Below are 10,284 nucleotides of genomic sequence, written 5' to 3'. Positions count from 1 at the left end.
CGAAGAACTCCATCTCCATCTGCTCGAACTCGCGCGTGCGGAAGATGAAGTTGCCCGGCGTGATCTCGTTGCGGAACGACTTGCCGATCTGGGCGATGCCGAACGGCGGCTTGCGGCGCGCGGAGGTCACCACGTTGGCGAAGTTGAGGAAGATTCCCTGGGCGGTCTCGGGGCGCAGGTAGTGCAGACCCGACTCGTCCTCGAAGACCCCCAGATGGGTCTTGAGCATGCCCGAGAACTCCTTGGGCTCGGTCCACTGGCCGCGGGTCCCGCAGTTGGTGCAGACGATGTCGCTGAGCGGCACGTCGTCGGGGTTGACGATGCCGTTCTTCTCCGCGTGCGCCTCCTGCAGGTGGTCGGCGCGGTACCGCTTGTGGCACGAGGTGCACTCGGTGAGCGGGTCGTTGAAGGTGGCGACGTGGCCGGAGGCGACCCAGGTCTCGCGCGGCAGGATGATCGAGGAGTCGAGGCCGACGACGTCGTCGCGGCTCTGCACCATCGACTTCCACCACTGGCGCTTGATGTTCTCCTTGAGCTCGACTCCCAGCGGGCCGTAGTCCCACGCGGAGCGCGTACCTCCGTAGATCTCACCGCACGGGAAGACGAAGCCTCGGCGCTTGGCGAGGGAGACGACCTGGTCGACGGTGGACGGGGGCGGCTTGGCCACGATTCACTTCCTTCGTTAAGGCACGGTCGGCTGGCTGCCGATCGCGAACGCTCAGCCTAGCGAGCGGGCGCCGGCCTCGTTCATCTCGGTGCCCTCCTCGACCACTTCGTACGCACTGGGCTCGTCGAGGGCGTGCACCATCAGCGGCTGGACGTGCATCTTGGCGTCGTACGAACCGATTCCCCGTCGGTACGACCCGACGTTGGTCCAGCGCGTCGACAGCACCCACAGCGTCGGGTCGTCGACGTTGCGTCCCACCTCGGCCGACAGGTTGCCGGCGCTCGCGCCCAGGATGTCGCGGGCCCGCTCGAGGCCCTCGCGCAGGGTCGCCTCGGAGGCGGGCGTGGGGTCCGGGACGCGGAAGCGGGTGACGACGAGCACGCCCCGATCCTAGGCCGCGGCGGGCCGCGAGCACGGCTCAGGACAGGCGGTAGAACCGCCAGAACCCGAAGTCGTCGATCGGCAGCACCTCGAACCCGGTGAAGCCCGCCTCGAGCGCGTACGCCCGGAGGGTGTCGGGGCGCATGACGGTGCCGGTGCCGACGCTCGGCGGCGAGGAGAGCGAGTCGGGCAGGCACACGCACAGGCTGAAGCCGTACATGATCCGCTCGAGGTCGTCCCCGTCAGGCGCGAAGGACGGTGCGACCGCCTCGTCCATGACCACCAGGCTGCCACCCGGCACGAGGCTGGAGCGGACCGCGCGCAGCACCTCCACCGGTCGGGGCATGTCGTGGACGCACTCGAGGGCGAGGGCGAGGTCGTACACCTCCTCCCCCAGGTCGGCGGCGTCGGCGGTACGGAAGGTGACCGGGACGCCCGCCTCCTCGGCGTGGCGCACGGCCATCGCCACGGACGGCGCGTCGACGTCGACGCCGGTCACGTGTGCGCCGGGGTGGGCCGAGGCCAGGGCGATGCTGGCCCACCCGCCACCGCACCCGACCTCCAGGACGCGTACGCCGGGTCGCGCCAGCACGTCGGCGACCTCGGGCACCGAGGCGAGTGCCTGGGTCAGCCGCGACTCGAACCACGGCCGGTTGCCGTCGGCCTGCGCCTCGCGGGCGTCATCGCCGAGCTGGTCCCAGCTCACCCCGCCGCCGTGGCGGTAGGCGTCCAGGAGCAGCGGCAGCGCAGGACCGACCGCGGCGGCCATCCGGGCGAACGGTGCCATGAAGGAGAGGCTGTGCGGATCGGTGAACACCTCCGCGGTCGCCGCACCGATGCCGAAGCATCGCTGCCCGTCGGGGCCGGGGTCGGCCACCTCCAGCAGGCCGGCGACGGCCTGGTGCTCCAACCACTCCCGCGCGTACCGCTCCTGGGTGCCGGTGCGCTCAGCGAGCGTGGCCGGGTCGGCCGGCCCCTCGCGGGCCAGGCTCCGGTACCACCCCATCCGGTCACCGAGGTGGATCGCGTACACGTCGAAGGCGCCGATCACGGACCCGAGGACGCGTTCGGCCAGCTGCTCCGCCGTCTGCTCCATGCTCCATGCTCACCCCGGGCCTCCGGCCCCACCAGTGCCACGTGGGGGATCTCCGCGCAGCGTCCTTTTGACAATGATTCTCACTTGGGCTGAGAATGGTTCTCATGAAGTTCCCCCGTCGTCTCGTCAGCGCCGCCGTCGCCGGCTGCACCGCCCTCGCTCTCGCCGCCTGCGGGTCCGACTCCGGCGCCGACCCGGACCGCTCGGTCGTGGCCGGCTTCTACCCGCTGGCGTGGCTCAGCGGTGAGGTCGCGGGTGACGAGTGGGAGGTCACCAACCTCACCGCCGCGGGAGGCGACCCGCACGAGCTCAACATCGGGCTGGGCGAGACCGCCACCCTGGAGGGCGCCGCCCTCGTGGTGATCAGCCGCGGGCTGCAGCCGAACGTCGACAAGACCGTCGACTCGGTCGCGACCGGCGACGTGCTCGACGCCGCCGAGATCGTCGGGCTTGTCCCCGTGGAGGACCACGGCATGGAGGACGACCACGGCGACGAGGAGCACGCGGACGAGCACGCCGAGGAGGGTCACGAGGGTCACGACCACGGTGACACCGATCCGCACTTCTGGCACGACCCGCTGCGGATGGCCACCATGGCCGACGCGATCGGCGCCGAGCTCGGCCGCCTCGACCCCGACCACGCCGACGAGTACGAGGCCCGCGCGGCCGACGTGCGCGCCGAGCTCGAGGCCCTCGACACCGAGTTCACCGAAGGGCTCGCGGACTGCGAGCGCACCACCGTCGTGGTGAGCCACGACGCGTTCAGCTACCTGTCACGCTACGGCCTGGAGTTCGCCCCCATCGCCGGGCTCAGCCCCGACGCCGAGGCCAGCCCCGCCACCCTGGGCCGGCTGCAGCACCTCATCACGAGCGAGGGGATCACGACGGTGTTCTCCGAGCGGCTCGCCAGCGGCAAGATGGCCCAGACCCTCGCCGACGACCTCGGCGTGGCCAGTGCCGTGCTCGACCCGATCGAGGGCCTGGACGACGACACCGCGGACGAGGACTACCTTTCACTCATGCGCGCCAACCTCGAAGCCCTGCGGACCGCGAACGGGTGCCGGTGACTGCCGAACCCGTCCACCTCGTCGACGGAGCCGTCTCGATCGACGGCCGACCGGTCGTCCGTGGCGTCGACCTCGTGGTCGGTGTCGGCGACTTCGTCACCATCATGGGTCCCAACGGCTCCGGCAAGTCCACGCTGATGCGGGGGCTGACCGGCCTGCTGCCTCTGGCCCACGGCACCCTGCACCTGTTCGGCACCGAGTTCTCGTCCTTCTCCGAGTGGTTCCGCATCGGGTACGTCCCGCAGCACGCCGCCATGTCCGGCGGCGTGCCCGCCACCGTCCGCGAGGTCGTGACCGCCGGACGTCTGACGCGCCGGCGCCTGCTGCGCCCGCTGAGCCGTACGGACAAGGACGCGATCGACGACGCACTCGGTGTGGTCGGCCTCTCGGGGCTGGTGAACCGCAGCGTCTACCACCTCTCCGGGGGCCAGCGTCAGCGGGTCCTGATCGCTCGCGCCCTGGCCGGCCAGCCCGACCTGCTCTTCCTCGACGAGCCGACCGCCGGGGTCGACCTCCCCAACCAGATCAATCTCGCCGACACCCTGGCGACCCTCAAGGCCCGCGGCACCACGATCGTCATGGTGGCGCACGAGCTCGGTCCGATCGCCCCACTCGTCGACCGGGCCGTGGTGCTGCGCGACGGCCGGGTCAACTACGACGGGCCGGCCCTGAGCCAGGACCAGGCGCACGCCCACCTCGACCGGATCGTCGGTGACGTGCACGCCTACGAGCGGCCGTTCCAGATCCCGCCCGTCGCATCGCCGCTGGACACGCTGGGAGACGACGCATGAGCTTCTTCGACCTCCTCGGCCTCGACTTCATGCAGCGCGCGCTCCTGGCGGCGCTGCTGACCGGCCTGGCCGCACCGGCCATCGGCACCTACCTGGTGCAGCGCCGTCTCGCCCTGCTCGGGGACGGTCTCGGCCACGTCGCCGTCACCGGTGTCGCACTCGGCCTGGTCACCAACACCTCCCCCACCTGGACCGCCGTCGTCGTCGCCGTCGTCGGCGCGCTGCTGATCGAGCTCATCCGGGCCCGCGGGCGCACCAACGGGGACGTGGCCCTGGCGCTGCTGTTCTACGGCGGCCTGGCCGGCGGCGTGCTCATCACCGGCATCGACGGCCAGAGCACCGGCACCCTCCAGGAGTACCTGTTCGGCTCGCTGACCTCCATCACCGACGCCGACGTCTGGTTCACCTTCGCCCTGTCGGTGGTGCTCGTGGGCGTGAGCGTCGGACTGCTCCCCCAGCTGTTCGCCGTCGCCTCCGACCCCGAGTTCGCCCAGGTCGCCGGCCTCAAGGTCAAGGTGTACAACCTGCTGCACGCCGTGCTGGCCGCCGTCACCGTCACGGTGGCGATGCGTACGGTCGGACTGCTGCTCGTCTCGGCGCTCATGGTGGTCCCGGTGGCGGCCTCCCAGCAGCTGGCCCGGTCCTTCCGGGTCACGCTGTTCGGGGCGATGGCCGTCGGCGCCTTCTCAGCCCTCGGCGGCCTGCTCCTCAGCGCCGCCCTGTCGTACCGGGCCTCGGTCTCCCCCGGACCGACGATCGTCCTGCTGGCCCTGGCGGTCTTCGCCGCGACCTGGCCGATCGGCTCCCTGATGCGTCGACGTCAGCGTCGTCTGACACCGTTCCCGGACGTGGCGGCCGTCCCCCACGTGGCCATCGACGACGGCCACCCGCACCAGCACGGCGAGGACTGCGGCCACGTCGCCATCCCCCACGGCGACCACCTCGACTACGTCCACGACGGCCACCGCCACGCCGCCCACGGAGAGCACTATGACGAGCACTGACCCCAAGCCGGGCGCTCCCGGCGTACGCCCCACGCGGCAGCGCCTGGCGGTGGCCGCGGCGCTCGCCTCGGTCGACGACTTCCGCAGCGCTCAGGAGATCCACGACCTGATCGCCCAGCAGGGCGACCAGGTCGGGCTGGCGACGGTCTACCGGACCCTGCAGCGGCTCAGCGAGACCGGCGAGGTCGACATGCTGCGCTCCGAGGACGGCGAGGCGATCTGGCGGCGGTGCTCCGAGACGCACCACCACCACCACCTCGTGTGCCGCCAGTGCGGTGCCACCGTCGAGGTGGAGGGGCCCACCGTCGAGCGCTGGACAGACTCGATCGCGGCCGAGCACGGGTACGCCGACATCAGTCACACGCTGGAGATCTTCGGGACCTGCCCGAGCTGTCGCTGAGCAGGCGGCGGGCCACGGAGGTCGAGGAGTCTGTGAGCCACCACGTGACCCACAGACTCCTGCACCCCGTTCAGACCTGGTTGGGCAGCGCCCCGCCGTAGCGCCGGTCACGCCGGGCGTACGTGTCGATCGCCTGCCACAGGTGGCGCCGGTCCACGTCGGGCCACAGGACGTCGGTGAAGACGAACTCGCTGTACGCCGCCTGCCAGAGCATGAAGTTGCTGAGCCGCTGCTCCCCCGAGGTGCGCCACACCAGGTCGGCGTCGGCCAGCTCGGGGACGTAGAGGTACCTGGCGAACGTCTTCTCGTCGACCTTGTCCGGGTTGATCCGACCGGCGGCGGCGTCACGCGCGATCGCCCGGGCGGCGTCGGCCACCTCGGCCCGTCCTCCGTAGTTGACGCACATGGTCAGCGTGAGGACGTCGTTGTCGCGGGTCTTCTCCTCGGCGACCTGCAGCTCCTTGACGACCGACTTCCACAGCCGCGGCGCCCGCCCGGCCCAGCGGACGCGGACCCCGAGCTCGTGCATCTCGTCGCGGCGGCGCCGGATCACGTCGCGGTTGAACCCCATGAGGAACCGCACCTCGTCGGGCGAGCGCGACCAGTTCTCGGTGGAGAAGGCGTACGCGGAGATCGCCTTCACACCGATCTCGATGGCTCCCTCGACGACGTCGAAGAGCGAGGACTCCCCCTGCTCGTGGCCGGCCGTGCGCGGGAGCCCGCGCTCCTTGGCCCAGCGCCCGTTGCCGTCCATCACGATCGCCACGTGCCGGGGCACGAGGTCGGCGGGGACCGCTGGCGGGCGGGCGCCGGAGGGGTGCGGGGCGGGGGGACGTACGTCGCGCTTCACGGTGCAGAGCCTAGGCGGACGGCCGAGCACTGGTCCCGGCGCCGCGGCGGAAGGGGTCCGCGACCTCCGCGAGCGCGGCCAGGGTCTCGGCCACCGCGGCGAGCCTGGGGGCGCCCACGTGGACGCCCCACTGCTCCAGGAGCGAGACGACCGCCGCGTTCGCCGCGGGCACCACGGCCCGGGCGCGGGGCGTCAGACGCACCAGCCGGGCCCTGGCGTCGGAGGGGTCGACGGTCCGCTCGACGTACCCCGCACGCTCGAGCTGGTCGACGAGGTGGCTGGCCGTCTGCTTCGTGACCAGGGCGCGTCCGGCCAGCTCGACGACGCGCGTCCCCTCCTCGTCGACGCGGGCCAGCAGCCTGGCCTGGGCCAGGGTGACGTCGTCGGCCCCGTTCGCCACGACCGCCTCGTACGCGGCCGCCTCCAGGGCGCGGTTGAGGATGAACAGGTCCACACCGATGCGGTGGTCGGTCACGACAGCTCCTGCGGGTGTTGACGGAGGCCGGGCACGAGGTCGATGATAGTCAGAACTTCTGACCATTTGGAGGGCCTCATGGACTCCGACACGATCTGGTCGCACATCGACGCCAGCCGCGCCGACCTCGCCGGCCTCCTCGACACGCTCACGCCCGAGCAGTGGGCCACCGACTCGCTGTGCCCCGGGTGGACCGTCCGCGACGTGGGAGCCCACCTGACGATGGCCCAGGCCCGCCTGCGCGAGGTCCTCGGACCGATGGTGCGGGCCCGATTCGACTACAACACGATGATCCTGACCTCGGCCCGCGAGCTACCTGTCGACACCTCCGCGATCCCCGACGCGCTCCGCGCGATGCTCGGGTCCCGACGGCGGGCGCCGTTCGTCTCCGAGGTGGAACCGCTGATCGACGTGCTCGTCCACACCCAGGACATCCGTGTCCCCCTCGGCCTCCCCACGACCATGGACCCGGCCGCCGCCGTGGTCGCGGCGGAGCGGATCGTGGTGCTCAACCGGTTGCGGCCCTTCCGGCTGCGGCCCCCGGTGACCGACGTACGGCTGGTGGCCGACGACGTCGACTGGTCCACCGGGCAGGGCCCCACCGTCAGCGGACCGGTGGGAGCACTCGTCATGCTGCTCGCGGGGCGGGACTCCGCCGCCCGGCCCCACCTGAGCGGGGCCCTGGAACGGGTCCCGGCGCGCTGACCCGACGCGGCCTCAGCGCTCGACGTACTCCATCGACCGCAGGCCGCGCTCGAGGTGCCAGGTGACGTACACGTTGACCAGCGTGCTGCCCTCGCGCAGGTGCCGGGGCTCGGCCGCGGCGACGCTCGGCCAGTCGCCGGCGAGCAGGGCGCCGAGCAGCCCCAGAGTCTCCGCCGCCGTGGTCGCGGAGCCCGGCAGCTTGCAGACCGCACACATGACGCCGCCCGCCGACGGGTTGAACCAGCGGTGCACGCCCTCCTCCCCGCAGCCGACGCAGTGGTCGAACGAGGGCGCGTAGCCGGCGACCGAGAGGGAGCGGAGCAGGTACGAGTCGAGGATCGCCGCCGGGGTGTGCAGACCACCTGACAGCGCCCGCAGGGCTCCGACGAGCAGCAGGAACTGCTGCACCGCGGGCTCGCGCTCCTCGGTGACCAGCCGCTCGGCGGTCTCCAGCATCGCGGTCCCGGCGGTGTACCGCTCGTAGTCCAGACCCAGGCGCGAGTGGAAGGGGTCGATCGTCTCGGCCTGGGTGATGGTGTCGAGGTTGCGCCCCTCGGCGAACTGGAGGTCGACGTGGTTGAACGGCTCCAGGCGCGCTCCCCAGCGTGAGGTCGTACGCCGCACGCCCTTGGCGACCGCGCGCACCCGCCCGTGCTGACGGGTCAGCAGGGTGATGATCCGGTCGGCCTCACCCAGCTTGTGGGTGCGCAGCACGACCGCCTCGTCGCGGTACAGGGGCACGACCCCATTGTCCCCCACGGGCCCGCACGAGCCGAGCCGCCTCACCGGAGCGCGGCGGGCTCCCTCAGCGGGCGCGGCGGCGCAGCGGCGGCGCCTGCTCCCAGCACTGCGTGACGAACTCCAGGGCGGTCTCGTTGAGCCGCTCAGGACGCAGCCGCCACTCGAGGAGGCCGGTGGAGTCCTCGTACCGTGCCCCCGGCACCTCGGAGGCCAGCATGTCGGCGTCGACGAACGGGTGGATCGGGTCCTTGCGGTGCCCCACCACCAGGGTCGGCACCGCGATGCGGCGTCGGCTGCTCGAGGGCGGTGCCACCTCGCCGAAGATCACGCCGTGCAGCATGGAGGCCATCGAGTCCGCCGGGTGGTCGAGCGCGTCCAGCCCGACACCGATCCAGAACGGCACGATCCCGCGGGGCACCATGCGGGTGGCCCTGCGGGTCAGGTTGACGGTGAACGGGACGTAGCGCGCCAGGAACATCGCCGGCACGAACGCGAGGATGCCCGCGTGCAGCGCGTTGTCCAGGACCGGCATCTCGGCGATGAGGCCGACGATCCGGTCGGGGTGCCGCACCGCCACCTCGAGGGAGACGTTGGCGCCCAACGAGGCGCCACCGATGACGGCCCGCGGCGCACCCACGTGGTCGAGCAGCGCCACGACCTGGTCGGAGAAGGCAGGGATCGAGTACGCCATCGGATCGGCCGGCTGGTCGGAGCGCCCGTGCCCCAGCAGGTCCAGGGTCAGGACGTGGAAGCCCGCCGACGCCAGGTGGCGGGCCAGCGGCTGCTGCATCGAGCGTGGGATCAGGATGCCGTGGAGCAGCACGACCCACCGGTCGCCGCTGCCGTACTCGGTGTACTCGAGGCGGTCCCGTCCTCCGTCCGACTCGAGGAAGAAGTGTCCGATCCGCTCACTGACCAGGCCGGTGACTGACATCTGCCTCTTCCCTCCTGCGGCGGGTCCGGCGGGTCGCCGGACACGAGGAACGCATGGCCCGCATCCTGACGCCTGCTGCCGACGGCGGCAAGCGATTCACTACCACTCGGTAAACAGACTGGTCGATGGTCCAGATGAGCCGCCATGACGTGCGTCACCCCCGGCCGGGACGGACGGGGGTGACGTACGAGGTGGTGCCGGGGCTCAGACCTTCTTGACGACGCTCGACTTGAGCTGCATCGGCCCGAAGCCGTCGACCTTGGCGTCGATGTCGTGGTCACCCACGCCCTGGACAAGACGGATGTTCTTGACGCGGGTGCCGACCTTGATCGAGCCGCCACCGGCGCCCTTGACCTTGAGGTCCTTCACGATCGTGACGGTGTCGCCGTCGGCGAGGACGTTGCCGACCGCGTCGCGGATCTCGGCCTCGACCGACTCATCGGCGCCGGCCTCGTCGGCCGACCACTCGTGGGCGCACTCCGGGCACACCAGCAGCGCACCCATCTCGTAGGTGTACTCGGACGCGCACTCGGGGCACGCGGGCAAGGTGTCGCTCATGCCCGGTTCACCGCGCTGATCACGGCCTTGAGGCTGGCGGTCACGATGTTGGCGTCCAGTCCGACGCCCCACAGCACCTTGTCGCCCACGGCGCACTCGACGTACGCCGCGGCGATCGCGTCCCCGCCGGCGGACAGCGCGTGCTCGGCGTAGTCCAGGACCCGGATGTCGCCGCGGTCGTCGTACACCGGGTTGCCCGCCGCCTGCTCGTCGGCGGCCAGCTCGTTGAGGGCCCCGACGAACGCCGCGATCGGGCCGTTGCCGGCGCCGGTCAGGGTGCGCAGCTCCCCGTCGACGTAGACGTTGACGGTCAGCTGGTCCTTCGCCCCGGCGGCACTCGAGGTGTGCACCGAGTTCAGCTTGAGGGGAGTCTCCCGGGTCAGGTACTCGTCGGAGAAGATCTGCCAGATCGAGTCGGCCTCGACCTCGCCACCCTCGGCGTCGGTGTGCTCCTGGATGACGCGGCTGAACTCGATCTGCGCGCGCCGCGGCAGGTCCAGGTTGTGCTCGGCCTTGAGGATGTACGCGACGCCGCCCTTGCCGGACTGGCTGTTGACGCGGATCACGGCCTCGTACGAACGACCGACGTCCTTGGGGTCGATCGGCAGGTACGGC

14 protein-coding genes are annotated in these 10,284 nt (G+C 71.5%); 5 read left to right on the top strand and 9 right to left on the bottom strand.

Annotation, left to right across the window (positions count from 1 at the left end; genetic code table 11):
* The 3 genes from ACI379_RS09235 to ACI379_RS09225 all read right to left on the bottom strand — a co-directional run.
* On the bottom strand, positions 1-667 hold a 667-nt coding region (locus ACI379_RS09235), incomplete at its 3' end, for a glycine--tRNA ligase (protein WP_439791795.1).
* A gap of 51 nt (positions 668-718) precedes the next feature.
* Positions 719-1,048: an antibiotic biosynthesis monooxygenase family protein gene (locus tag ACI379_RS09230; protein ID WP_439791794.1), complete on the bottom strand. Its 330-nt coding sequence runs from the start codon at positions 1,046-1,048 to the stop codon at positions 719-721.
* Between the two features lie 37 nt (positions 1,049-1,085).
* Positions 1,086-2,144, bottom strand: a complete 1,059-nt coding sequence (locus ACI379_RS09225) for a class I SAM-dependent methyltransferase (RefSeq protein ID WP_439791793.1) — start codon at positions 2,142-2,144, stop codon at positions 1,086-1,088.
* 104 nt (positions 2,145-2,248) lie between these two features.
* On the opposite strand from ACI379_RS09225, the gene ACI379_RS09220 reads away from it, so the two are divergent.
* Genes ACI379_RS09220 through ACI379_RS09205 form a run of 4 tightly spaced genes read left to right on the top strand, consistent with a single transcriptional unit; the run spans position 2,249 to position 5,406 of the window.
* The gene (locus tag ACI379_RS09220; protein WP_439791792.1) at positions 2,249-3,211 is read left to right on the top strand and encodes a metal ABC transporter substrate-binding protein; all 963 of its coding nucleotides are present in this window, start codon (positions 2,249-2,251) and stop codon (positions 3,209-3,211) included.
* Positions 3,208-4,002, top strand: coding sequence for a metal ABC transporter ATP-binding protein (locus ACI379_RS09215; protein ID WP_439791791.1), 795 nt, complete (start codon positions 3,208-3,210; stop codon positions 4,000-4,002). The genes ACI379_RS09220 and ACI379_RS09215 overlap by 4 nt, the downstream gene beginning before the upstream one ends.
* Complete coding sequence (locus ACI379_RS09210) at positions 3,999-5,006, top strand: metal ABC transporter permease (RefSeq protein ID WP_439791790.1); 1,008 nt, start codon at positions 3,999-4,001, stop codon at positions 5,004-5,006. Before ACI379_RS09215 ends, ACI379_RS09210 begins: the two co-directional genes overlap by 4 nt.
* A complete protein-coding gene (locus ACI379_RS09205; protein ID WP_439791789.1) occupies positions 4,993-5,406 on the top strand; it encodes a Fur family transcriptional regulator in 414 nt (137 codons plus the stop codon). The genes ACI379_RS09210 and ACI379_RS09205 overlap by 14 nt, the downstream gene beginning before the upstream one ends.
* A gap of 70 nt (positions 5,407-5,476) precedes the next feature.
* Here the strand turns inward: ACI379_RS09205 and ACI379_RS09200 are convergent, their stop codons facing one another.
* Together ACI379_RS09200 and ACI379_RS09195 are read right to left on the bottom strand one after the other, a co-directional pair.
* Entirely contained in the window at positions 5,477-6,256 is a 780-nt protein-coding gene (locus ACI379_RS09200) for an isoprenyl transferase (protein WP_439791788.1), read from the bottom strand.
* A gap of 10 nt (positions 6,257-6,266) precedes the next feature.
* A complete protein-coding gene (locus ACI379_RS09195; RefSeq protein ID WP_439791787.1) occupies positions 6,267-6,731 on the bottom strand; it encodes a MarR family winged helix-turn-helix transcriptional regulator in 465 nt (154 codons plus the stop codon).
* Positions 6,732-6,809: 78 nt separating this feature from the next.
* On the opposite strand from ACI379_RS09195, the gene ACI379_RS09190 reads away from it, so the two are divergent.
* On the top strand, positions 6,810-7,436 hold the full coding sequence (locus ACI379_RS09190) for a maleylpyruvate isomerase family mycothiol-dependent enzyme (RefSeq protein WP_439791786.1): 627 nt from the start codon (positions 6,810-6,812) through the stop codon (positions 7,434-7,436).
* Positions 7,437-7,448: 12 nt separating this feature from the next.
* On the opposite strand, the gene recO is transcribed toward ACI379_RS09190, so the two are convergent.
* The 4 genes from recO to ACI379_RS09170 form a co-directional block, all read right to left on the bottom strand.
* A complete protein-coding gene (recO, locus tag ACI379_RS09185; protein WP_439791785.1) occupies positions 7,449-8,177 on the bottom strand; it encodes a DNA repair protein RecO in 729 nt (242 codons plus the stop codon).
* A 64-nt stretch (positions 8,178-8,241) separates the two neighbouring features.
* Positions 8,242-9,111, bottom strand: a complete 870-nt coding sequence (locus tag ACI379_RS09180) for an alpha/beta fold hydrolase (protein ID WP_439791784.1) — start codon at positions 9,109-9,111, stop codon at positions 8,242-8,244.
* Between the two features lie 204 nt (positions 9,112-9,315).
* Positions 9,316-9,669, bottom strand: coding sequence for a zinc ribbon domain-containing protein YjdM (locus tag ACI379_RS09175; RefSeq protein WP_439791783.1), 354 nt, complete (start codon positions 9,667-9,669; stop codon positions 9,316-9,318).
* A partial coding sequence (locus ACI379_RS09170) for an alpha-isopropylmalate synthase regulatory domain-containing protein (protein WP_439791782.1) occupies positions 9,666-10,284 on the bottom strand: 619 nt, incomplete at its 5' end. The genes ACI379_RS09170 and ACI379_RS09175, both read right to left, overlap by 4 nt.

The organism is Nocardioides sp., assembly GCF_051876515.1.
Classification (GTDB): domain Bacteria; phylum Actinomycetota; class Actinomycetes; order Propionibacteriales; family Nocardioidaceae; genus Nocardioides.
Note: the sequence above shows the minus strand (reverse complement) of the source record. Positions and strands in the feature narration are given on the sequence as shown.

Excerpts from the sequence above, each read along its gene's own strand:
- ACI379_RS09225 (WP_439791793.1), bottom strand. The coding sequence starts at position 2,144 with ATGGAGCAGACGGCGGAGCAGCTGGCCGAACGCGTCCTCGGGTCCGTG.
- ACI379_RS09220 (WP_439791792.1), top strand. The coding sequence starts at position 2,249 with ATGAAGTTCCCCCGTCGTCTCGTCAGCGCCGCCGTCGCCGGCTGCACC.
- ACI379_RS09210 (WP_439791790.1), top strand. The coding sequence starts at position 3,999 with ATGAGCTTCTTCGACCTCCTCGGCCTCGACTTCATGCAGCGCGCGCTC.
- ACI379_RS09205 (WP_439791789.1), top strand. The coding sequence starts at position 4,993 with ATGACGAGCACTGACCCCAAGCCGGGCGCTCCCGGCGTACGCCCCACG.
- ACI379_RS09190 (WP_439791786.1), top strand. The coding sequence starts at position 6,810 with ATGGACTCCGACACGATCTGGTCGCACATCGACGCCAGCCGCGCCGAC.
- ACI379_RS09180 (WP_439791784.1), bottom strand. The coding sequence starts at position 9,111 with ATGTCAGTCACCGGCCTGGTCAGTGAGCGGATCGGACACTTCTTCCTC.
- ACI379_RS09175 (WP_439791783.1), bottom strand. The coding sequence starts at position 9,669 with ATGAGCGACACCTTGCCCGCGTGCCCCGAGTGCGCGTCCGAGTACACC.